Source organism: Streptomyces lasiicapitis (assembly GCF_014646335.1).
In the GTDB taxonomy this organism is placed as follows: domain Bacteria; phylum Actinomycetota; class Actinomycetes; order Streptomycetales; family Streptomycetaceae; genus Streptomyces; species Streptomyces lasiicapitis.
In genome coordinates this window covers 5,099-31,275 of record NZ_BMNG01000002.1, presented here as the reverse complement: position 1 = coordinate 31,275, position 26,177 = coordinate 5,099, and the positions used below count along the sequence as shown (strand labels likewise).

At 73.6% G+C, this 26,177-nt stretch carries 3 protein-coding genes; 2 read left to right on the top strand and 1 reads right to left on the bottom strand.

Going from position 1 to position 26,177, the window contains the following annotated elements:
* On the bottom strand, positions 1-915 hold the full coding sequence (locus IEY91_RS03665; RefSeq protein ID WP_164318787.1) for a helix-turn-helix transcriptional regulator: 915 nt from the start codon (positions 913-915) through the stop codon (positions 1-3).
* Positions 916-1,345: 430 nt separating this feature from the next.
* Between IEY91_RS03665 and IEY91_RS03660 the strand changes: the two genes are divergently transcribed.
* On the top strand, positions 1,346-2,800 hold the full coding sequence (locus IEY91_RS03660; RefSeq protein ID WP_189172824.1) for a hypothetical protein: 1,455 nt from the start codon (positions 1,346-1,348) through the stop codon (positions 2,798-2,800).
* A 133-nt stretch (positions 2,801-2,933) separates the two neighbouring features.
* Positions 2,934-26,177 carry a non-ribosomal peptide synthase/polyketide synthase gene (locus tag IEY91_RS03655; RefSeq protein ID WP_189172823.1) on the top strand — a complete coding sequence of 7,748 codons (23,244 nt, stop codon included), beginning with the start codon at positions 2,934-2,936 and terminating at the stop codon, positions 26,175-26,177.

Below are 26,177 nucleotides of genomic sequence, written 5' to 3'. Positions count from 1 at the left end.
CTAGCCCCGGGCCCCGCCCCCTGTACCACCCCCCGCGTGCGCCCCCGCGGGCGCGGGGATCAGGCCGTGCGTCTGCGCGCGCAGCACGGTGGTGACGCGGTCCCGGGTGCCGAGCTTCCGGTAGATGCTCTGGATGTGCTTCTGCACGGTGTGCACCGAGATGCCGAGGCGGCGGCCGATGACCGCCGCGGTGAGGGCATCGGCGAGCAGGGTGAGAACGGTCAGCTCCCTCGGCGTGAGGTCGCCGAAGACCTGCCCCTCGGGGTCCGGGGCGGCCTCGGCACGCGCGACCGGCGGGTTCGCCGCCCGGCCGGACCCGGCCCGCTGGGCCGGCAGTCCCGCCGCCGCCTCGCGCCGCCACCGGCTGAGCAGTTCGGCCTGCTCGTCCACGCCCACGAGCAGCGGCTGGATACGGCGCGCGTAGGCGAGGTGGGCCGCGGTGAAGTCGGCTCCCGAGCGGCAGATGAGGAAGTACCGGCGCGGCCCCGAGGCGTCCGGCAGCGGCAGCACCAGGAGGTGGTCCGTGCCGAGGGTGCCGCGCAGCAGTTCCGCCGTCCGGCTGCCGTGCCACGCACTGTCCCCGAGGATCTCGGCGGCGGTCCGCGGGGTCCGGTCGCCGGAGGAGGCGAAGTAGTCCCCGAAGGGCTGGCTGCGGCGGATGCCGTCGCGCAGGTTCTCGTCGAGCCGGTGGTCGGCGGCCCCGTCGGCGGTCCAGAAACGGATCGGGCCCCCGTCGCCCGACCGTTCGTCCCGCTCCGGGAATTCGTCCTGCTTCAAGAAAAGAAACTCGCCCCCGCAGGCACTGAGTAATTCCGTCGCCACCGGCGGCCACAGCCGGCCGGGATCCGGCTCCCGGAGCGCCTTGATCGCGAGGTCGAGCATGCGCTCGTAGTGACGCACGGATATTGCGGACATTCCTAGCACTGAGTCTCCCCGTTCTCCCCGATTTTTTTGTTGTGCCCTTAACGCTCATCCCCGAGGCCGGTACGCACTTTTACCCATACCACTGGGCGACCGGAGTGAGCGAGTCTGGAGCTACCCAACCGGCACAGGGGCACGCGCCTTCCCCCGCCAGGCGGGTGAACGACGTCGAGAAAATCGGGAAGGGCCGCCCCACCAGCCAACTTCCACGGCCGGGCGGCAAGTTCCCCGCCGGGAGACACAACATCGGGCATTCCGACGCCAGTTGTCCCGTCGACATGACAGGCAACCCTTCAGTTTATCGCTGCGGCCCACATCTCACTAAGACGTACGAGATCCATATACGGCGTACGACAGACGACATCGACGACCATTCGGGCAACGGCCCCCAATGGCGCGTCAATCGCCCTTGAGGGAGAGTCTCTTGGACCTCACGACTGCCGCCGATCGCACTGCGGCACACGACCCCCACACCCCTCACCACGCCACCACTGCCACTGCCGCCGCCGAGGCCTCCGAGGCCTCGGCGCGCAACGAACGCGGCGTCATCGCCGAGCACTACTACGCGCTGCAGAGCCTGCGCGCCATTGAGGACGCCCGCGCGGAGACGACCGTTGAGCCGGTCACCCCCGAGGCGCTGCTCGTGGGGCTCTACCAGTCCGCCGAGATCGCCCTGCACAACCTCAGCGACCTGCTCGACCGCGCGAGCGGGCACCTGGAGCGGCGGGACGTCGACCGCTGCGTGACGGCCCTGCACTGGGTGCGCAGCTTCCACCGCGTCCTGGTGCGCCTGAGCGTCGCCGCGCTGCGCGTCAGCGGCGGCCTGCGGGACGACACGCCCCGCTGGGACGTCGAGGCGACCCCCGCCTTCGCCGAGTTCGCCCCAGCCCTGCGCCGCTTCGACCGGCAGCTCACCACCCTCGCCGAGCAGGGCGGCGTCGACGTCGACCGAGTCATCGCCGAACGCGGCCTGGAGGACAGCTGGTTCGGTGTCCTGCACTGTGTGCGCGTCGCCAACCACGACGCCCGCGTGTGGAGTTCGAATCTCGCCAAGTCCGCGCACCCCGCGCCGGACGTCGCACCGGAGAAGCTGCTCGCGAGCGGACGGTTGCGGCACGCCGTGCACGAGCACCACCTCGCGGGGGACACGTACTTCACGCAGTTCCGGGCCCTGCACCAGATCCCCGAGCTGCTCGTGCGGGAGATCAACGACCGCATCGAATCGGCCATCCTCAGCGCCCGCGAGGGCGACGTCGCGCTCGCCGTCGATGCCCTGGACGGCGCCGCGGAGCTGTTCGACCCGGTCGAGGTGTGCCTGCCGCCGATCGTCGACAACCTCAGCACCCACGACTACCACCAGATCCGCGAGAACCTCGGCCTGACCAGCGGCAGCCACTCGGTCAGCATGCGCTTCCACCTCTTCACGGACCTGTACGAGCAGTTCGCACAGGAACTGGCGCGGCTGCGGGCCGAGAACGCAGGCCATCCACTGCTCTCACGGCTCGAACGGCACGGCGTGGGCCTGCGGGTGTTCATCTTCGCCTGGCGCGACATGCACCTGCACCTGCCGCGCAACAACCTCGGCGGCATGGAGACCAAGTCGCTCACCGGCGCGCCGGACGCCATCCGCACCGTCCGCAAGATGCGGGACAACGCGGCCCAGTCCGACGCCATGGCGCGGCACGACGTCGCCGAGCACGTCCCGATGAGCACGGCGGGGCCGCTGATCGGCTACCTCGACGGTCCCGAATCCTCCGACGGCATGCTGCTCGCCGCGACCGGCGCGTCGACGCAGACCAACTTCCGTGACGTGCAGGAGCGGCGCGACTTCTTCTCGCAGGCCTGCCCGTTCGCGAGGCCGCCGCGCCGCGTCGTCTAGCAGGACGGCGACCCGCCGCCCTTGACCCGCCGCGGTCACGGGCGGCGTACGGCGTTGTGGCACGGGCCGCCGCCGCACGGAACCCCACGATCCGTACGGATCCGCACGCGCTGTTCGACCTTCTGGAGCCTTCGTGACCCACCTTCAGGAATCCTCCTCCGCCGACCTCTTCGCGGGTGATCCCCGCGCCTTCGCCACGTTCCCCGGCCTGTTCCAGGACCGGGTCGCGGCGGCGCCGGACGCGCCCGCCCTGGTCGCGGGCGAACTCACTTGGTCGTACGCAGAGTTGAACGCGCGCGCGAACCGGATCGCGCACTGGCTCATCGGCCGCGGTGTCGGGCCGGAGCGGCTGGTCGGCGTGGCCATGCCGCGCTCCGCCGAGCAGGTGGCCGTACTCCTGGGGATCCTGAAGGCGGGCGGCGCGTATCTGCCGATCGATCCGGACTATCCCGGGGAGCGGGTCCGGTACATGGCGGCGGACGCGGCGCCCGCGCTCGTCCTCACGACGCGGGCCGTGGCCGGCGGGCTTGCCGCGGAGCTGGGGGCGGCGGCGGGCGGGGCCGCGGTCCCTGAGCTCGTGGCGGTCGACGAGGCCGCGCTGCGGCGGGCGTGGGGGCGCGGGCCCGTCACCGACCCCGATGCCCACGACCACCGTGGCGGCCACCGCGATCCCGACGTCGCGGAGCGCCGTGCCCGGCTCGTCCCCGCCCATCCCGCGTACGTCATCTACACCTCGGGTTCCACGGGCCGCCCCAAGGGCGTCACCGTCACCCACACGGGCATCGCCGCCCTGCGCGCCGTCCACCTCGACCGCTTCGACCTCGCCCCCGGCTCCCGCGTCCTGCAGTCCGCGTCGCCCAGCTTCGACGTGTCGGTCTGGGACCTGATCATGGCCCTCACCACCGGCGCCACCCTCGTACTTCCCCACCAGCAGCGCCTGGTCGGCGACGAACTCGCCCGCACGCTCGCCCAGCAGCACATCACGCACGCCACCCTGCCACCGTCCGTCGTCGGCACACTCCCCGCCGACGCCGCCGAAACGTTGACCGACCTGCGGGTCCTGTCCCTGGCCGGTGAGGCCTGTCCGCCCGACCTCATCTCCCGCTGGGCGCCCGGCCGAGCCGTCATGAACGCGTACGGCCCCACCGAGACCACGTGCGCGGCCACCGTCGCCCCGCTCGCTCCCGCGCCCCGCGTCCCCATCGGCACCGCCGTTCCCGGCACGTCCCTGTACGTCCTGGACGACCGGCTCGTCCCCGTACCGCAGGGGACGCCCGGCGAGCTGTACGTGGCGGGGCCCGGCCTCGCCCGCGGCTACCTCGGCCGGCCCGCCACCACCGCCGAACGCTTCGTCGCCAACCCGTACGGCCCGTCCGGCGACCGCATGTACCGCACCGGCGACCTGGTGCGGTGGGCCGCCGACGGACAGCTCGAATACCTCGGCCGCACCGACGACCAGGTCAAGATCCGGGGCCTGCGCGTCGAGGTCGGCGAGATCGAGGCGGCGCTGGCCTCGCATCCGCGGGTGGCACAGGCCGTGGTGACGACCCACGCGGGCCGGGGCGGCGGCAAACAGCTCGTCGGGTACGTGGTCCCGGCCGACGTGGGCGACGCCGGGTCCCGGGCGGGCGGAACGGGCTACCTCGACCTGAGTTCGGGCTTCGGGCCCGGGGAGCTGCGGACGTTCCTGGCGCGGCGCCTGCCCGACTTCATGGTGCCCGCGACCGTACTGGTCCTCGACCGGCTGCCGCTGACGCCGAACGGCAAGGTGGACAAGCAGCGGTTGCCCGAGCCGGAGTTCAGGGGCGGGGTGTACCGGGCGCCGCGTACGCCCGAGGAGGAGGTCCTGGCGGCCGCGTTCGCGGCGGTCCTCGGGCTCGACCGGGTGGGCGTCGACGACGACTTCTTCGCCGTCGGCGGTGACAGCATCCAGTCCCTCCAGGTGGTCACGCGCGTACGCGCGCGAGGTGTCGCGATCGGCGCGCGGGACGTCTTCGAGTGCCGCACGGTGGCCCGGCTGGCCGAGGTCGCCGTCGGCGGCGGGCGGGCCGGTGCGGCCGGTGCCGCCGCGCACGCGCCCGCGCTCGCGGAGTTGGAGGGTGGTGGCACCGGGTGGATGCCGTTGCTGCCGGTGGCGCGGTGGCTGCGGGACCGGGGGCCCGGTTTCGAGCGGTTCCTTCAGGCGATGGTGCTCGATCTGCCCGCGGGCATCGACCGCGAGGGCCTGGTCGCCACGCTGGGCGCGGTCGTCGACCGTCACGACCTGCTGCGCGCACGGCTCGTGTCCGCCGACGGCGGCGGCCTCGACGTCGCGCCCTCGGGCTCGGTCGACGTGGACGCGCTCGTACGGCGCGTGGCGTGCGACGGGGACTGGGGCGGGGAGGGGTGGCAGGCGTCGCTGACGAGGGAACTCGACGCCGCGGCGGGGAGGTTGGACCCGGGGGCGGGGGTTGTCGCGCAGTTCGTGTGGTTCGATGCGAGCGGTGCGGGGTCGTCGGGGGCGGGACTTTCCGGTGCGGACCCTTCCAGTGCGGGCTCGTCCGGCACTGGCCCCACCGACACACCCCCCTCCCCCACAACCACCCCCGGCCGCCTCCTCCTCGTCCTCCACCACCTCGTCGTCGACGGCGTGACCTGGCGCGTCCTGATGCCCGACCTGGCCCTCGCCTGGGAGCGGGTGCGGGACGGGCAGGTGGCCGAACTGCCGCCCGTGGGAACGTCGTTGCGGCAGTGGGCGCACACCCTGGCCCAGGAGGCCGTCGGTGGGAAGCGGGTGGTGGAGCTCGCGCTGTGGGAGTCCATCGTCGACGGTCCCGACCCGGTGCTCGGCGCCCGCCGCCTGGACCCGGCCGTCGACGTGATCGCCACCCTCACCGAGACCCGCGTCGACCTCCCCGCCGACGTGACGGACGCCCTGCTCACCACGGTCCCGGCCGCCTTCCACGGCGAGGTCAACGACGGCCTCCTCGCGAGCCTCGCGCTCGCGCTGGCCACCTGGCGAAGGAACCGCGGCACCGACGAGCCCTCCGCCCTCATCCGGCTCGAAGGCCACGGCCGCGAGGAGGCCGCCGCCCCCGGCGCCGATCTGTCCCGCACCGTCGGCTGGTTCACCAGCGTCTTCCCGGTCCGCCTGGACCTCACGGGCGCCGACCTCGACGACGCCCTCGCGGGCGGCCCCGCCGCCGCACGCGTCATCAAGACCGTCAAGGAACAGCTGCGCGCCATCCCCGACAAGGGCATCGGCTACGGCCTCCTGCGCCACCTCAACCCCGAGACCGAGGCCGTCCTCGCGCAGCACGGCCACGGCCAGGTCGGCTTCAACTACCTCGGCCGCTTCTCCACCGGTGCCGACATGCCCGCCGAACTGCACGGCCTGGGCTTCACCCGGGTCACCGGCATCACCGCGCTCGACGCCCTGGACGCCGCGCAGGACCCGGCGATGCCCGCGCTCGCGGAGGTGGACATCAACGCCTCCGTCACGGACACCCCCGAAGGCCCCCGGCTCGGCGCCCTGTTCACCGCCCCCTCCGGCGTGCTCACCCAGGACGAGGTGCGGGAGCTGGCCGACCTGTGGTGCCGCGCGCTCAAGGGCCTGGCCCGGCACGTCACCGCCGGGCACGGCACCCGCGGCGGCCTCACCCCCTCCGACCTCCCCCTGGTCTCCGCCACCCAGAGCGACATCGAGGCCTGGGAGGAGCGGTATCCCGGCCTGTCCGACGTATGGCCGGTGTCGCCGCTCCAGTCGGGGCTGCTCTTCCACTCGGCGATGGCCGCCGAGTCCGACTCGGCGTTCGACGCCTACCAGGTGCAGTACGTCCTGCACCTGACCGGGCCCGTGGTCCCGTCCAGGATGCGCGCGGCCGGGCAGGCCGTCCTCGACCGGCACCCCGCGCTGCGTACCGCGTTCGTGAACGGCGGTGACAGCGACGGCATGGTCCAGCTCGTCGTCGACGGCGTCGAACTGCCGTGGCGGTACGCCGACTTCAGCACCGAAGAAGACTTCGAGAGCTTCGAGGGCTTCGAGGACTTCCTCGCCGAGGACCTCAAGGCCCACTTCGACCCGGTCGAGCCCCCGATGCTGCGCCTCTCCCTGGTCAAGCGCGGCGGCCTCAAGCAGGACGAGGAGCGGTACGACCTGGTCCTGACGGCCCATCACGCCCTGTTCGACGGCTGGTCGCTGCCGCTGCTCACGCAGGACCTGCTGCGCTGCTACGCCGACACCGAAGGCGGTACAGGGTCGATACCGCCGCCCTCGCGGACCTACCGCGACTACCTGCAATGGCTGTTCCAGCAGGACGACACCGAGTCCGCCCAGGCATGGCGCGCCGAGCTCGACGGCGTGGACGAGCCGACCCTGCTGGCGCCCGGCGTCCGGGCGGGAGCCGACAGCGCGGGCATCGGCCAGGTGGCCGTGCCGCTCCCCGCGCCGGAGGCCCAGGAGCTGGCCCGCCGCGCCGCCGACCTCGGGGTCACACTCAACACCCTGGTCCAGGGTGCCTGGGGCATTCTCCTCGGCCAGTTGACCAACCGTCAGGACGTGGTGCTGTCCGCCACGGTCGCCGGGCGTCCGGCCTCGCTGCCGGGCGTGGACTCCGTCGTCGGAATGTTCCTCAACACCGTCCCCGTACGCGTCCGTTGCGCACCCGGCGACACCCTCACCGACCTCCTCAGCGGCCTCCAGAAGCGGCAGGCCGCGCTGCTCGACCACCACCACTTCGGCCTTCCGGGCATTCATGAGGCCACCGGCATGAAGGCGCTGTTCGACAGCATCATCGGGTTCGAGTCCTTCCCGATGGACCGGTCGGGCATCGCGGAGGCCGGTGCGGCGGCGGGGATCGCTGTCACCGGGATCCGCGCCTTCACGGCGAGCCACTACCCGGTGACGGTGTTCGTCTACCCGGACGGGCCGCACCCGCGCCTCGACGTGCAGTACCAGCGGAACGTCTTCGACCGGGCGACCGCCGACGACCTCGCCGCCCGGTTCGCGCGCGTCCTGCGACAGCTCTCGGCGGACCCCGCGAGGACGGTGGCGGACGTCGACATCCTGGAGCCCGCCGAACGCCGCCAGCTCCTGGAGAGCGGCCACGCCGCCGCCGTGCCGGTGCCCGCCACGACGCTGCCGGGGCTCGTCGCGCGGCAGGCGGCACGGACTCCCGAAGCGGAGGCGGTCGCGTGCGGCGAAGTGTCGTACACATACAGGGACTTGGAGGCGCGGGCGAATCGCCTCGCGCGGGAGCTGATCGGCCGGGGCGCGGGCCCGGAGACCGTCGTCGGCCTCGCCCTGTCCCGCTCGGCCGATCTCGTCGTCGCCCTGCTCGGCATCCTCAAGTCCGGCGCCTGCTATCTGCCGATCGACCCCAAGTACCCCAGCCACCGCCTGGACTTCGTCCTCTCGCAGGCGCGCCCGGCACTCATCCTCACCGACGCCGCCTCCGCCGACGTACTGCCGCGCACGGATGTGCCGAGTCTGCGGATCGAGGACATCGACCTCGAACCACCCGCGTACGAAGCAGAGTTGACGGACGCCGACCGGCTCGCGCCCCTGCGCCCGGACCACGCGGCGTACCTCATCTACACCTCCGGGTCCACCGGCACCCCCAAGGGCGTCGTCATCACGCACGCCAACGTCGTCAACGGTGTGACGCAGCTCGCCGCGCGCGTCGGCGGCGCGGGTCCCGGCTCACGGATGCTCGCGGGCACGTCGGTGAACTTCGACGTGTCGGTGTACGAGACGTTCACGACGCTCGCCACCGGCGGCACCGTGGAGGTCGTCCGGGACGCGCTGGCGCTCGGCGAGCCCGGCGCGCCCGCGGTGAGCGTACTGAGCACCGTGCCGTCGGTGTTCGCGGAGCTGGCCGACCGGCTCCCGGACGCGGCAGGACCGGACACGCTGGTGTTCGCCGGTGAGGCACTGCCCGCGTCCCTCGTGCGGAGCGTCCGCGAGGCCATGCCCGGGGTGACGGTCGTCAACGCCTATGGCCAGAGCGAGAGTTTCTACGCCACCGTGTTCGCGCTCGCGCCCGGCGAGGAGTGGCTGGGGGTGGGCAGCACACCCATCGGCACGCCGCTCGGCAACATGCGCACGTATGTCCTGGGGCCGGGTCTCGCGCCCGTTCCGCCGGGCGTGGTGGGCGAGTTGTACGTGGCGGGGAACATCGGCCGCGGCTATCACGGCCGCGCGGGCCTGACCGCGGACCGCTTCGTCGCGGACCCCTTCGGCCCGCCCGGCGCCCGCATGTACCGCACCGGCGACCTGGCCCGCTGGAACGCCGACGGGCAGTTGGAGTACCAGGGGCGGGGCGACGCGCAGGTGAAGGTGCGCGGCTTCCGCATCGAACCGGCCGAGGTCGAGGCCGCCCTCACCGCCCACCCGGACGTGGCGCGGGCGGCGGTGGTGGCCCGCGACGACGGCGGTCCCGCAGGGCGGCGCCTGGTGGCGTACGTGGTGCGCGCCGACGGGGGCCTCGGCACGGCGGGGCTGCGGGACTTCGTGTCCGCACGGCTGCCGGACTTCATGGTGCCGTCGGCGTTCCTGGCCCTGGAGCGGCTGCCGCTGGCGCCCAACGGGAAGCTGGACCGCCGGGCGCTGCCGGAGCCGGAGTTCGCGGGGGCCGCGTACCGGGCGCCGCGCACCGCGCGCGAGGAGGCTCTGTGCGCCCTGTTCGCGGAGGTGCTCGGCCTGGAGCGGGCCGGGATCGACGACGACTTCTTCGACCTGGGCGGGCATTCGCTGCTCGCCACGAAGCTCATCAGCCGCATCCGCTCCACGCTGGGCGTCGAGGTGCCGCTGCGCACGCTGTTCGCCCATCCGTCGGTGCTGCGCCTCGCCCCGGCCCTGGCGGACGGCTCCGATCCGGGCGAGCGGGCGCCGCTGGTTCCGGTCGGGCGTCGGCCGGAGCGGCTGCCCCTGTCGTACGCCCAGCAGGGCCTGTGGTTCCTGCACGCCCTTGAGGGCCCGTCGGCGACGTACAACATGCCGTACGTACTGCATCTGAACGGCGAACTGGACGTTGCCGCACTGGAATTGGCGCTGAATGACGTCGTCACCCGTCATGAGCCGCTGCGCACCGTGTACCCCACGGCCGACGGCAGGCCCCATCAGCGCGTCCTTCGCCCGCGCGAGGCCGTGGTGGGCCTGCCGGTGCGGGAGGTCCGGGAGGACGAGCTGGGCGCGGCCGTCGCCGGTGTCGCGCGGCACGCGTTCGATCTGGCCACCGAAGTCCCCGTGCGGGCCCACCTGTTCACCCTGGGCCCGGAGCGTTCGGTGCTGTCCCTGGTGTTCCATCACATCGCCGTCGACGGCTGGTCCCTTGCCCCGCTCACCCGGGATCTGAGGACGGCGTACGCGGCGCGGCGCGCGAGTGCGGCACCCAACTGGGGGCCGCTGCCGGTGAGTTATGCCGACTACACGCTGTGGCAGCGCGATCTCCTCGGTGCCGCCGACGACCCCGGCAGCCTCCTCGGCAGGCAGCACGCGTACTGGGCCGAGCATCTCGCGGGCCTGCCCGAGCAGGTCACCCTCCCCTCGGACCGGCCGCGGCCCGCAGCCCTCGCCCGTACCGGTGACACGGCGGAGTTCGCCTTCGACGCGGCGCTGCACCGGGGGCTCGTCGAGCTGGCCCGGTCTGCGGGCGCCACGGTCCACATGGTGCTCCAGGCCGCCGTGGCCGCACTGCTGACCCGCCTGGGCGCGGGGACGGACATCTCCGTCGGCAGCGGTGTCGCGGGCCGGCCGGACGACCGGCTCACCGACCTGGTCGGAATGTTCGTGAACACGCTCGTGCTGCGTACGGACACGTCGGGCGACCCGGCGTTCGCGGACCTCCTCGCCCAGGTGCGGGAGACGAGCCTGGCCGCCTACGGCCACGACGTGCCGTTCGAGAGCCTCGTCGAGCGCCTCAACCCGTCCCGCTCCGCCTCCCGGCACCCGCTGTTCCAGGTCGCCCTCGCCCTGCAGAACAACGAGGAGGCCGACTTCGACCTGCCCGGCCTGCGCGTCCGCGCCGAGAGCGCGACCACGGGCACGTCCCGCTACGACCTCCTCCTCAGCGTGTCCGAGGCGTTCGAGGACCGTGGTACGCCCGCGGGCGTCACCGTCGAGGCCGAGTACTCCACGGAGCTCTTCGACCGCGGGACCGTCGAGGCGTTCGTCGGCCGCTGGCGCCGCTTCCTGACGGCCGTCGTCGCCGACCCGGCGCGGCGCGTCGGCGCCGTCGACCTGCTCAGTGCCGAGGAACAGCAGCGGCTGCTGCCGCCTCCGGGCGAGGCGGCGGAGCCCGTCGTAGCGACGGCGACGCTGCCGGAGCTGGTCGAGGCCCGCGTCGCGGAAACCCCGGACGCCCCGGCCGTCACCGATGAGCGGTACACCTGGTCGTACGCGGAGTTGAACGAGCGGGCGAACCGGATCGCGCACTGGCTGACCGGCCGCGGCGTCGGGCCCGACCGGCCCGTAGCGGTGGCCCTGCCCCGCTCCTGCGAGCAGATCGCCGCCGTCCTCGGCATCACCAAGGCGGGCGCCGCCCATCTGCCCGTCGACCCCGACTACCCGGCGGACCGCCTCACGTTCCTCGCCGAGGACGCCCGCCCCGCGCTGATCCTCACCGACCGGGCCACGGCTCCAGCCTTCCCGCCGGAGCTGTCCGACCGTCTCGTCGCCGTCGACGCCCCGGACGTCCGGGCGGCGTGGGAGCAGGCCCCCGCCACCGACCCGACGGACGCCGACCGCGCCGCTCCTCTGCTCCCGGAGCACGCGGCGTACGTCATCTACACCTCGGGTTCCACCGGACTCCCGAAGGGCGTCACCGTCACCCACACGGGCATCGCCGCCCTGCGCGCCGTCCACCTCGACCGCTTCGACCTCGCCCCCGGATCCCGCGTCCTGCAGTCCGCCACGCCGAGCTTCGACGTGTCGGTCTGGGACCTGATCATGGCCCTCACCACCGGCGCCACCCTCGTACTTCCCCACCAGCAGCGCCTGGTCGGTGACGAGCTCGCCCAGGTCCTGGCCGAACGGCACATCACGCACGCCACGCTGCCGCCTTCCGTCGTCGGCACCCTCCCCGCCGACGCGGCCGAAACGTTGACGGACCTGCGGGTCCTGTCCCTCGCCGGTGAGGCCTGTCCTGCCGACCTCGTCTCCCGGTGGGCGCCCGGCCGCCTGGTCATGAACGCGTACGGGCCCACGGAGATCACCTGCGCGGCCACGGTGGCCCGGCTGCTGCCCGCGCCCCGCGTGCCCATCGGCACGGCCGTGCCGGACACCCGGCTGTACGTCCTCGACGACCGGCTCTCCGTCGTGCCCCCGGGAACGCCCGGCGAGCTGTACGTCGCGGGGCCCGGCCTCGCCCGCGGCTACCTGGGCCGCCCCGGCACCACCGCCGAACGCTTCGTCGCCAATCCGTATGGCCCGTCCGGCGACCGCATGTACCGCACGGGCGACCTGGTGCGGTGGGCCGGCGACGGGCAGCTCGAATACCTCGGCCGCACCGACGACCAGGTCAAGATCCGCGGCATCCGCATCGAACCCGGGGAGATCCAGGCCGCGTTGGCGGAGCACCCGGGGGTGGCGCAGGCCGTGGTGGCGGTGCGGGACGGGCACGAGGGCGGGGGCGAAGGCGCGGGCGGAGGCAGAGGCGGCAGGCGATTGGTGGGGTATGTGGTTCCGGTCGGCGTGAAGGGGGACGATGCCTCTCGGCTCCAGGACCCCGACGTGCCTCAAGGCTCCGGCCAGGACCGGAGCCCCGGCGCCCTCAGTGACCTGGACGTCGACCTTACCGCCGTCGTCTCGCCGCGCGAGCTGCGCCGCTTCCTCGCCGCGCGGCTGCCGGAGTTCATGGTGCCCGGCGTGTTCGTGATCCTCGACGGGCTGCCGCTGACGGCGAACGGCAAGGTGGACCAACGGGCCCTGCCCGAGGCGGAGTTCGCGGGTGGCGAGTACCGGGCGCCGCGCACCGCCGAGGAGCGGGTCCTCGCCGGGGTGTTCGCGGAGGTCCTCGGGCTCGGCCGGGTCGGTGTCGACGACGACTTCTTCGCGGTCGGCGGCGACAGCATCCGGTCGATCCAGGTGGTGTCGCGGGCGAAGGCCCAGGGGGTCGGGATCACGCCTCGGCAGATCTTCGAGTGCCGCACGGTGGCGGAACTGGCCGCGGCCGCTGTATCGGACCGCTCAGGCTCCGGTTCGGGCGCGGCCCTGGAGGAGCTGGAAGAGCTGGAGGGCGGGGGTGTCGGCTGGATGCCGCTGCTGCCCGTGGCCCGTTACCTGACGGGCGAACTCGGGGCGCACATCGGCCGGTTCTCCCAGTCCACGGTCCTCGATCTGCCGGGCGGCATCGACGAGGGGGGCCTGGTCGCGACGCTCACGGCGGTCGTGGACCACCATGATGCGCTGCGCTCGCGGCTGCTCGCCGAGGGCGGCGAGGGGACGGGCGAGGGCGGCCTGGAGGCCGCCGCCCCCGGCACGGTCGACGTGGCGTCGCTGGTGCGCCGGGTGGAGTGCGACGGCGACTGGTCGTCGGAGGCGTGGCAGCGGCTCGCCGCCGCCGAACTCGACGCGGCCACAGGGCGGTTGGACCCGACGGCCGGGACGATGGCCCAGTTCGTATGGTTCGACACCACTGCCGCGGAGGGCACAGCGGGCTCCCCCAACCGCGCGAGGCCTCCCGCCCGTCTCCTCGTCGTGCTCCACCACCTGGTCGTGGACGGCGTCTCCTGGCGCATCCTCGTACCCGATCTCGCCACCGCCTGGGAGCAGATCACGGCAGGCAGGACTCCGGTACTCGCACCGGTCACCACCTCCCTGCGCCGCTGGTCCCACGCCCTCAAGGACGAGGCCGACAGCGAGACCCGCACCGCCGAACTCCCCCTCTGGCAGCGGATATTGGACGGCCCCGACCCCGACCTGGGCGCCCGCCCCTTCGACGCGGCGGTGGACGTGTCCGCCACGGTGGAGCACCTGTGGGTGGAGCTGCCGACGGCGGTCACCGAGTCGCTGCTCACGACCGTCCCTGCCGCCTTCCGCGGCGGCGTCAACGACGGCCTGCTCGCCGCCCTGGCGCTGGCGGTCACGCGCTGGCGGGGCGAGCGCGGAGTGGCGGAGTCCTCGACGCTGGTCCGCCTGGAGGGCCACGGCCGCGAGGAGCACATCGCGCCGGGCGCGGACCTGTCCCGCACCCTCGGCTGGTTCACCAGCGTGTTCCCGGTGCGCCTGGACGTGGCCGGGCACGACGTGGACGAGGCGTTCGCGGGCGGCCCCGCGGCCGGTGGCGTGGTCAAGGCGGTCAAGGAGCAGCTCCTGTCCGTACCGGACAAGGGCATCGGCTTCGGCCTGCTGCGCCACCTCAACCCGCTGGCCTCGGCAGCCCTGGAGGGCCGCGCCACCGGGCAGATCGCCTTCAACTACCTGGGCCGGTTCTCCGCCGACGACCTGCCCGAGGAGCTGCGCGGCCTCGGCTGGAACGTCGCCCCCGGCACGGAGAAGCTCATCGCCGAGCCGGACGCGGGCATGCCCGCCCTCGCCACCGTCGAGCTCAACGCGTACGTCACGGACGGGGCTCAAGGGCCCCGGCTGAGCGCCCGGTTCGGCTTCCCCACGGGGCTGCTGTCCGGTGTTGAGGTGCGGCGCCTCGCCGGCCTGTGGCGTACGGCGCTCGAAGGCCTCGCCCGGCACGCGGCCGAGCCCGGCGCGGGCGGCCTCACGCCGTCCGACGTACCGCTCGTCCAAGTCACCCAGCCCACCATCGACGCCTGGGCGGAGAAGTACCCGGGCCTCACCGACATCTGGCCCGTGACCTCGATGCAGTCGGGCCTGCTGTACCAGAGCATGCTCAGCGGCAGCGAGGAGCACGACGCCTACCAGGTCCGGCTCGTCCTGCACCTCACCGGACGGGTCGACCCCGGGCGCATGCGGACGGCCGGGCAGGCGCTGCTCGACCGGTACGCGAACCTGCGGGCCGCCTTCGTCGACGACTCCGCGGGCGAGCCGCACCAGTTGATCGTCGACGGCGTGGAACTGCCTTGGCGACACGTCGACTTGAGTGATCTGTCGGAGGACGAGCGCGCGGCGGCGTTCGCTCGGCTGCTCGCCGAGGACCAGGCCGACCACTTCGACCCGGCCGTGCCCCCGCTGCTGCGGATGTGTCTGGTCACGATGGACGACGGCCGCTCCGAACTCGTCTTCAGCGCGCATCACGTGCTGTACGACGGCTGGTCCTTCCCCACGCTCATCCAGGACCTGCTGCGGCTGTACGGCACCCACGGCGACCCGGCCGACCTGCCCCGTGTCCGCGGCTACCGCGAGTTCCTGGCCTGGCTCGCCCGGCAGGACCACGAGGAGGCGGCCCGCGCCTGGGCCCGGGAGCTCGACGGCGTCGAGGAGCCCACCCTGCTGGCCCCCGGCACTCCCGAAGCCCCGAGCCGCGCCGAACCCGGCATGGTCGAAGTGCCGCTCCCGGCCGAGGAGTCCCGCACCCTGTCCCGGCGCGCCGCCGAACTGGGCATCACCCTGAACACCCTCGTACAGGGCGCCTGGGCCCTGACCCTGGGCCGGTTGACCGGCCGTCAGGACGTGACGTTCGGCGCCACGGTGTCCGGGCGCCCGCCGTCCGTCACCGGCGTCGACGCCATGGTCGGCCTGTTCATCAACACCCTGCCGGTTCGTGTCGCGACCCACCCCGGCCAGAGCCTCGCCGAGCTCCTGACCACGCTCCAGGACCGCCAGGCCGCCCTCCTCGACCACCAGCACCACGGCCTCGGCGAGATCCAGCGGGCCGCAGGCCTGACCTCCCTCTTCGACACGATGGTCGGGTTCGACTCCTATCCGGTCGACACCGTGTCCCTCGCCGACGCGTACGCGGCCGCGGGCGTCGCGGTCTCCGGCATCAGCGCGGTGAGCGGGACCCACTACCCGCTCACGGTGATCGCCGACGCCGAGCCGCAGTTGCGCCTGATCCTCCAGTACCAGCACCACGCCTTCGACCGCGCCGCCGTGACGGCGGTCGCCGGGCGGTTCGCCCGCGTCCTTCGGCAGCTCGCCGCGGACCCGCACGTGCCGGTCGGGCGCGTGGACACGCTCACGCCGGGCGAGCGGGAGCAGGTCCTGCACGGGTTCAACGGCACCGTCATGCCCACGCCGGAGCGCACCCTGCCCGAGCTGTTCGAGCGGCAGGCGGCGGCCACACCGGACGCGGTCGCCGTCGTGCACGGCGACGACTCGTGGACGTACCGAGAACTGGACGCGCGGGCCAACCGCGTCGCCCACTGGCTGCTCGCGCAGGGCATCGGCGCCGAGCAGCTCGTCGGCACCGCGCTGCCCCGCTCAGCCGACCTGGTCGCCGCCGTCCTCGGCATCGCCAAGGCGGGCGCCGCCCATCTGCCCCTCGACCCCCAGTATCCGGCCGACCGCATCACGTACCTCACCGGTGACGCGCGCCCCGCCCTCACCCTCACCACCCGCGAGACCGCCCGCCGTCTGCCCGACCACCTGCCCACGCGCCTCGTCACCATCGACGCGCCGGACGTCCGGTCGGCGTGGGAGCAGTCCGCCGCGACGGCTCCCACCGACGCCGACCGTACCGCCCCGCTCACGCCCGCCCACACGGCGTACGTCATCTACACCTCGGGGTCCACGGGGCAGCCGAAGGGCGTCACCGTCACCCACGCCGGTCTGGCGGGGCTCGGCTCGGCCCTTGCCGCTCGGGCGCGGGTCACCCCGGACAGCCGCGTCCTGCAACTGTCGTCGGCGAGCTTCGACGCGTCGGTCCTCGAATACGCGATGGCTCTGTGCGCGGGTGCCGCCCTTGTCGTTCCGGGCCAACCACGGCTCGCGGGCGCCGAGTTGGCGACCGCCCTGGCCGAGCACCGCATCACGCACGCCTTCATCCCGCCGTCCGTCCTCGCGACCCTCCCGCCCGACGCCCCCGACTCCCTCACCGACCTGCGCGACCTCATGGTCGGCGCCGAGGCCTGCCCGCCCGACCTGGCAGCCCGCTGGGCTCCGGGGCGACGGCTCCTCAACGGATACGGCCCCACCGAGATCACCGCCCTGGCCACCATCAGCCACCCCATGACCGACGGCCAGGTCCCGATCGGCGTCCCCCTGCCCAACTCCCGTCTGCACGTGCTCGATCAGCACCTCAACCTCACGCCTCCGGGCGCACCCGGTGAGCTGTACGTCGAGGGCAGCGGCCTTGCCCGCGGCTACCTCGGTCGGTCCGCGCTCACGGCCACCCGCTTCGTCGCCAACCCTTATGGCGAGCCCGGCTCGCGCCTCTACCGCACCGGCGACCTCGTCCGCTGGGCCGACGGCCAGCTCCACTACCTCGGCCGCACCGACGACCAGGTCAAGATCCGCGGCTTCCGCATCGAACCCGGCGAGATCCAGAACGCGCTCACCGCCCAACCCGGCGTCAGCCAGGCTGTAGTGACGGCACGCCAGGACGGGACGGACGGCCGGCGTCTCGTCGCCTACGTCGTGCCCGCCGCGCCCGGCGAACTCTCCCTGCCCGCCCTCCGCAAGGCCCTCCACGAGCGCCTGCCCTCGTACATGGTGCCCGCCGCCTTCGTCACCCTCGACGCGATCCCGCTGACGACGAACGGCAAGGTCGACCGCCGCGCCCTGCCCGCCCCGGACCGGGCGGCGGGCGGCGCGGGCCGGGCGCCGCGCTCCTCGCTGGAGGAGACGCTGTGCGCGCTGTACGCCGACACCCTGGACGCGGCCGTCGTGACCGTCGACGACAGCTTCTTCGACCTGGGCGGGCACTCGCTGCTCGCCACGAAGCTCATCAGCCGGATCCGCACGGCCCTGGGCGTCGAGGTGTCGCTGCGCACGCTCTTCACGCATCCCACGGTCGCCGGGCTCGCCGCGCATCTGGACGGTCCGTCGGTGACTCAGGCGCCGCTGGTGCGCGTGGCCCGGCGGCCGGAGCGGCTTCCGCTGTCGTACGCCCAGCAGCGACTGTGGTTCCTGCACCGCCTGGAGGGGCCTTCGGCGACGTACAACATGCCGTTCGTGCTGCGGCTTTCGGGGCGGGTCGATGTCGCGGCCATGGAGGCGGCCGTGCACGACCTCGCCGTCCGGCACGAGACGCTGCGCACCGTGTTCCCGATGGCCGACGGCAAGCCGCATCAGCGCGTCCTCGGCCCGGACGAGGCGCGGCAGCCGCTGCGCGTGCGGCGGGTGCCGGACGGCTCGGAGCTGCGCGACGCCGTCGACGGGGCCGCGCGGTACGCCTTCGACCTGGCATCCGAAGTGCCCTTGCGGGCCTGGCTGTTCGAGGCGGGCGACGACGAGTCCGTGCTGGTTCTGGTGGTCCATCACATCGCCGGTGACGGCTGGTCCCTCGCACCGCTCGCGCGGGACCTCGCGGCCGCCTACACCGCCCGGTGCGCGGGGGCGGCACCCGACTGGGCGCCCTTGCCGGTGAGTTACGTCGACTACACGTTGTGGCAGCGTGAACTCCTCGGCTCCGACGACGATCCGGGGAGCCGGTTCAGCGAGCAGTACGCCTACTGGGCACGGCAGTTGGCCGCTCTGCCCGAGCAGGTGTCGATCCCCGCGGACCGGCCGCGCCCGGCCGCCCCCTCCTATGAGGGCGGCCTCGTCAGGCACTCCCTGGACGCCGGGCTCCACCAGGGCATCACCGACCTCGCGCGGGCCGCCGGGGCCACGCCGTTCATGGTGCTGCAGGCCGCGATGGCGGCGCTGCTCACCCGGCTCGGCGCGGGCACGGACATTCCCGTCGGCAGCGGTGTCGCCGGGCGCACCGACGAGGGCCTGAAGGACCTGGTCGGTCTTTTCGTCAACACGTTCGTGCTGCGTACGGACACCTCGGGCGACCCCTCGTTCGAGGAACTGCTCGCGCGGGTGCGGGAGACGAGTCTGGCGGCGTACGCGCACCAGGACATTCCCTTCGAGGGCCTGGTGGAGCGGCTCAACCCGCAGCGCTCCACCTCCCACCACCCGCTGTTCCAGATCGCCCTGGTGCTGCAGAACAACGAGGAGGCGCGCTTCGAGCTGCCGGGCCTTCGCGTGCGCACCGAGACCACCGGCACCGGCACCGCCCGCCACGACGTGCTGCTCAGCCTCTCCGAGACATTCGGGCCCGCCGAGAACTTCGGGCCCTCCGAGACCTTCCGGGACCGCGCCGCGCCCGCCGGTGTCACCGTCGACGTCGAGTACGCCACGGACCTCTTCGACCGCGGGACCGTCGAGGCGTTCGTCGCCCGCTGGGAGCGGCTGCTGCGGGCCGTGGTGGCCGACCCCGGGCTGCGCGTCGGCGCCGCCGAGCTGCTCACCGGGGCCGAGCGCGAGCAGCTCCTCCAGGTGCGGGGGCGGGCCGACGAGGACGTGCCGACGGCGACCTGGCCCGCGCTGTTCGAGGCCGCCGTGCGCGCGGCCCCGCACGCGCCCGCCGTGGAGTCGGCCGAACTCACGTGGTCGTACGCGGAGTTGAACTCCTACGCGAACCGGATCGCGCACTGGCTCATGGGCCGGGGCATCGGCCCCGAGCAGCTCGTGGGCGTGGCGCTGCCGCGTTCGTGCGAGCAGGTGGCGGCCGTGCTCGGCATCACCAAGGCGGGCGCCGCCTATCTGCCCGTCGACCCCGACTATCCGGCGGACCGCGTCGCGTACATCGCCGAGGACGCCCGTCCCGCGCTGATCCTCACCGACCGCGCCACGGCCCGGAGCCTGCCCGAGGGGCTGCCGCTGGTCGCCGTGGACGCGCCCGAGCTGCGGGCGGCATGGGTGCGGGCGGCCACCACCGACCCCACCGACGCCGACCGCACCACCCCGCTCACGCCCGCCCATCCCTCGTACGTCATCTACACCTCGGGCTCCACGGGCCGCCCCAAGGGTGTCGCGCTCACCCACGCGGGCCTCGCCCCGCTGCGCGCCACGCAGCTCCGGGACCTGGCGCCGGGGCTCGGCGCGCGGGTCCTCCAGTCGGCGTCGACCAGCTTCGACGTGGCGGTGTGGGACCTGCTGATGGGTCTCACCACCGGCGCCACCCTGGTCCTGCCCGAACAGCGGCGGCTCGCCGGGGACGAGCTGGCCCGCACGCTGGCCGAGCGGCGCGTCACGCACGCCACGCTGCCGCCGTCCGTCGTCGGCACGCTCCCCGCCGACGCCCCGCGGACGCTCACCGGGCTGCGGGTCCTCACGGTGGCCGGTGAGGCCTGCCCGCCGGAGCTGGCCGCGCGGTGGGCGCCGGGCCGCCGCCTCATGAACGGATACGGGCCCACCGAGATCACCTGCGACGCGACCATGGCTCAGCTCACCGACGGGTCCCGGGTCGCCATCGGCACTCCCGCCGTCGACACGCGTCTGTACGTCCTCGACGAGCGGCTCGGCCTCACACCGCCCGGGGCGCCCGGTGAGCTGTACGTCGCGGGGCCGGGGGTCGCCCGCGGCTATCCGGGCCGGGCGGGGCTGACCGCGGAGCGGTTCGTCGCCGATCCGTACGGGCCCGCGGGCTCCCGCATGTACCGCACCGGCGACCTGGTGCGGTGGGCGGCCGACGGGCAGCTGGAGTACCTGGGCCGCGGCGACGAGCAGGTCAAGATCCGCGGCTTCCGGGTCGAGCCGGGCGAGGTCCAGGCGGCCCTGACCGACCAGCCCGCCGTCGCCCGTGCCGTCGTCACCACCCACGACGCGGGCGACGGCGACCGGCAGTTGATCGCGTACGTGGTGCCCGCGGCCGACGAGGCCTCCGCCGACCGGCACGTCACCGAGTGGCAGTCCATCTACGACTCCGTGTACGCCGAGACGCCCGCGCTGCCCCTCGGCACCGACTTCCACGGCTGGAACAGCACGTACACGGGCAGTGCGCTGCCGGAGGCCGAGATGCGGGAGTGGCGCGACGCCACCGTCGCCCTCATCCGCGAGCAGCGGCCCCGCGACGTCCTGGAGATCGGGGCCGGTTCGGGCCTGCTCCTCGGTCCGCTCGCGCCGACCGTGGCGTCGTACTGGGCGACCGACCTGTCCGCCGCTTCCGTGGACCGGCTGACCGCGCAGACCCGGCACTGGGACCACGTCCATGTGCGCCATCAGCCCGCGCACGACTTCACCGGGCTGCCCGAGGGCCACTTCGACACGATCGTCCTGAACTCGGTGATCCAGTACTTCCCCACACGCCGCTATCTGACGGACGTCCTGGACCAGGCCCTCCGGCTCCTCGCGCCGGGCGGCCGCGTCATCGTCGGCGACGTACGCCACCACGGCCTGCTGCCCGCCCTGCGCACCGCCGCCCACGCACCCCGGTCCACCGTCACCACGACACCGGGGCTGTACGACACCGTCCAGCACGCCGTGCTCACCGAGGAGGAACTCCTCGTCCACCCGGCCTACTTCACCGACCTCGCGGCCCGCGACGCGGCCACCACGGGCGCCGACATCCGCCTCAAGCACGGCGCCGCCCACAACGAACTCACCCGCCACCGCTACGACGTCGTCCTGCACACCGCGCCCCGCCCCGCCGACCTCGGCACCGTATTCGCCGTCCCGTGGCCCGAGGAGTGCGGTCCCGACGACCTGGCCGCCACCCTGACCGCCCTGACGGCCACCGCCCGGGGCCCGCTGCGGGTCACCGGCATCCCGAACGCCCGCCTGACCCGCGAGGTCGCCGCCCACCGAGCCGCGGCCAATCACACCCCGCTGGACCACATCCGCCGCCTCCTCGCCCACGCCGACCCCGCGGCCGTCGACCCCGAGGCCGTCCACCGGTGGGCGGCGGCGCACGGCCACGCGGTGCGCACCACGTGGGACGCGCAGGGTCTGGACGCCTTCGACGCGCTGATCCTTCCGCCGGGCGACGGCGAGCCCGGTGCGTACGTCGGCACGTACGACTCCCCCACCCGGCCGGCCGCGTTCACCAACACGCCCGCGGGCACTGCGGCGACGGCGGGTCTGCTCAGCACCGTGCGCCAGAGCCTGCGGGAGCGGCTTCCGGCACATCTGGTGCCGTCGGCGCTGATCCCCATCACGGAGGTGCCGCTCACCCCCAACGGGAAGATCAACTACCGTGCCCTGCCGGGGCCCGACCACCGCTCGTCCGGGGACGGCCGTGCGCCGCGCACCCCGCGCGAGGAGATCCTGTGCGCGCTGTTCGCCGAGACCCTGGCCCTGCCCGCACCCGCGACCATCGACGACAACTTCTTCGACCTGGGCGGCCATTCGCTGCTCGCCACGAAGCTCATCAGCCGCATCCGCGCGAGCCTGGACGCCGAGCTGCCGCTGCGGCTGCTCTTCGCCCACCCCACGGTCGCCGGTCTCGCCCCGCACCTCGACTCGGCCGCGCACGCCCAGGCCCCGCCTACCCCGACGGATGAGCGGCCCGAATGCCTGCCGCTGTCGTTCGCCCAGCAGCGCCTGTGGTTCCTGCACCGCCTGGAGGGCCCGTCGGCGACGTACAACATGCCGTTCGTGCTGCATCTGAACGGTGAACTCGACGTGGCGGCACTGGAGTCGGCGCTTGCCGACGTCGTCGCACGCCACGAGACCCTGCGCACCGTCTTCCCGGTGGCCGACGGAACGCCGTACCAGCGCGTCCTCGACCCGCGGGAGGCGGGCGCGGGCCTCGAAGTGCGGCGGATCCGCGAGGACGAACTGGCCGGGGCCGTCGCCGCCGCCGCGCGGCACGCCTTCGACCTCGCCGCCGAACCACCGCTGCACGCACGCCTGTTCACGATCAGCCCGTCCCGGTCCGTGCTCGCGCTCGTGCTCCATCACATCGCCGCCGACGGCTGGTCCCTGACCCCGCTCACCCGGGATCTGACCACCGCCTACACCGCGCGGCTCGCGGGCGAGGAACCCGACTGGGCGCCACTGCCGGTGAGTTACGCCGACTACACCCTGTGGCAGCACGGGCTTCTGGGCGACGACAAGGACCCGGACAGCGTCATCAGCGCCCAGCACGCCTACTGGGCCGAGCAGCTCGCCGGACTGCCCGAGCAGGTCACCGTCCCCGCCGACCGGCCTCGTCCGGCGGCGCCCGCCCACACCGGCGACTTCGTCCGGTTCGACCTCGACGCCCAACTCCACCAGGGTGTGGCCGACTTGGCCCGCTCTTCGGGCGTCACCGTGCAGATGGTGCTGCAGGCCGCGATGGCCGCGCTCCTGACCCGGCTCGGCGCGGGCACCGACATCGCCATCGGCTCGCCGATCGCGGGACGCACCGACGCGAGCCTCGACGACCTCGTCGGGTTCTTCGTGAACACGCTCGTGCTGCGCACGGACACCTCCGGCAACCCGGCCTTCACCGAGCTGCTCCAGCAGGTGCGCGAGACCAGCCTCGCCGCCTACAGCCACCAGGACGTGCCGTTCGAGAGCCTCGTCGAGAAGCTGAACCCGCCGCGCTCCGCCTCCCGGCACCCGCTGTTCCAGGTCGCCCTCGCGCTGCAGAACAACGCGGAGGCCCACTTCGACCTGCCCGGCCTGCGCATCCGCACGGAGGGCGCGGCCACCGGCACGTCCCGCTACGACCTGCTGCTCACGCTCGCCGAGACCTTCGAGAACGGCGCCGACGGCGTGGCCGCGCCCGCCGGTCTCACGATCGGCGTCGAGTACTCCACCGAGCTGTTCGACGCGGCGACCGTCGAGGCGTTCGTCGGCCGCTGGCGGCGGCTCCTGGCCGCCGTGGTCGCCGACCCGGCGCTGCGCGTCGGCGCCGCCGATCTGCTCACGGCGGCGGAACGCGACCAGCTCCTCTCCGGGCAGGTCCGGCCGGACGGGGACAGCGAGGACAACGCCCCCGAACCCCTGACCCTGGCCGCCCTGTTCCAGGCCACGACCCATGCGGCACCGGACGCGTGTGCGGTGACCGACAGTCAATACACGTGGACGTACGCGGAGTTGAACTCCCACGCGAACCGGATCGCGCACTGGCTCATGGGCCAGGGCATCGGACCCGAGCAGCTCGTGGCCGTGGCCCTGCCCCGCTCCTGCGCGCAGGTCGCCGCCGTCCTCGGCATCGCCAAGGCGGGCGCCGCCCACCTGCCCGTCGACCCCACGTATCCGGCCGACCGCATCACGTACCTCACCGAGGACGCCCGGCCCGCCCTGATCCTCACCGACCGGGACACGGCCCGCGGCCTCCCGCCGGGGCTGTCCGGCCGTCTCGTCGCCGTCGACGCGCCGCAGGTGCGGGCCGCCTGGGCACAGGCGCCCGCCTCCGACCCCACCGACGCCGACCGCACCACCCCGCTCACGCCCACCCACACGGCGTACGTCATCTACACCTCGGGCTCCACCGGGCGGCCGAAGGGCGTCACCGTCACCCACACCGGACTCGCCGGACTCGGTGCCGCGCTCGTCGAGCGCGCCCGGGTGACCGCGGGCAGCCGCGTCCTGCAGCTGTCCTCGGTCAGCTTCGACGCGTCCGTACTGGAGTACGCGATGACGTTCCGCGCGGGCGCGATGCTCGTCGTACCGGACCAACAACGCCTGGCAGGCGCCGAGTTGGCCGACGCCCTCGCCGAACACCGCATCACGCACGCCTTCATCCCGCCGTCCGTCCTCGCCACCCTCCCCCCGGACGCCCCGGACACCCTCACCGACCTGCGCGACCTCATGGTCGGCGCCGAGGCCTGCCCACCCGACCTGGCAGCCCGCTGGGCACCCGGACGACGGCTCCTCAACGGATACGGCCCCACCGAGACCACCGCCCTGGCCACCATCAGCCACCCCATGACCGACGGCCAGGTCCCCATCGGCGTCCCCCTGCCCCACACCCGCCTGCACGTCCTGGACGAACACCTCGGCCTGGCACCGCCCGGCATCCCCGGTGAGCTGTACGTCGAGGGCGCCGGGCTTGCCCGCGGCTACCTGGACCGGTCCGCGCTCACCGCCACCCGCTTCGTCGCCAACCCCTACGGCGAGCCCGGCTCGCGCCTCTACCGCACCGGCGACCTCGTCCGCCGGGCACCCGACGGCCAGCTCCACTACCTCGGCCGCACCGACGACCAGGTCAAGATCCGCGGCTTCCGCATCGAACCCGGCGAGATCCAGAACGCACTCACCGCCCAACCCGCCGTCAGCCAGGCCGTGGTGATCACACGTCAGGACGCGGTGGGCGACCGGCGACTCATCGCCTACGTCGTCCCGGCCACGCCCGGCGAACTGCCCCTGCCCGCCCTCCGCAAGGCCCTCCAGGAGCGGTTGCCGTCGTACATGGTGCCCGCCGCCTTCGTGCCCCTCGACGAGTTCCCCCTCACCCGCAACGGGAAGGTCGACCGCCACGCCCTGCCCGAGCCGGGGCTTCCCGCGAGCACGGGCGGGCGGGCGCCGCGTTCGCCGCGGGAGGAGATCCTGTGCACGCTGATCGCCGAGGTCCTCGGCGTCGCTGAAGTCGGCGTCGACGACAGCTTCTTCGACCTCGGCGGGCACTCGCTGCTCGCCACGACCCTCATCAGCCGCATCCAGGCCACCCTGGGCGCCGAGATCCCGCTGCGCGCCGTCTTCGCGCACGCCAGCGCCGCCCGGCTCGCCGACTATCTGGCCGACGGGACGGACGGCGACAGCTCCCTGGACATCCTGCTGCCGCTGCGCACCAGCGGGGAACTGCCGCCGCTGTTCTGCGTGCACCAGGGCGGCGGCGACTGCTGGAGCTACGCCAACCTGCTGCCGCTGCTCAGCTCCGACTTCCCCGTGTACGGGCTGCAGTCACGGATGCTGCGACAGCCCGACGCCGTGCCCGGCAGCATCGACGAGATCGCGGCGGACTGCGTCGAGCAGATGCGGCGCGTCCAGCCCACGGGCCCGTACCACCTGCTCGGGCACTCCTTCGGCGGCATCGTGTCGCACGCGATGGCCGCCCTGCTCCAGCGGTCCGGCGAACACGTCGAGGTCATCGTGTCCCTTGACAGCGAGCCCGCGCGGCCGGTCCCGGCCGGGGAGCTGGAGCAGATGGACGACACCGGGCGCATCTACGCGACGCTCCTGGAACTGATGGGCGCCGACCCGGGCGTCGAGCGGCTCAGCTACGAGGAGTTCACCGAGGTCGCGCGGACCACCGGCACGGCGCTCGGCTCGCTCTCCGAGGAGGAGGTGGCGGCGCTGGTGCGGCGTACGGGGCACTTCGTGCGCCTCGCCGGGCTGCACCGGCACGAACGGGTCGCCACGGACATGCTGCTGTTCGCGGCGACCGACCGGGAACCGCCGCTCATCACGGCGGACATGTGGCGGGGTCACGTCGACGGGGAGATCACCCGGCACCTGGTGCGGTCCAAGCACCACACGCTCGTCACACCGGACGTGCTGCGGACGCTGGTGCCGGTCATCGAGGAACGACTGCGCAGGCCGTCCGGAACAACTCGCTCCGGAACAGCTCGCCGAGAACCCGGCCCACGGCAGGGACCACCCCGCCTCCGGCCCACGCCCCGGTGA

Coding starts and splice junctions, on each gene's coding strand:
- IEY91_RS03665 (WP_164318787.1), bottom strand. CDS start 915: ATGTCCGCAATATCCGTGCGTCACTACGAGCGCATGCTCGACCTCGCG.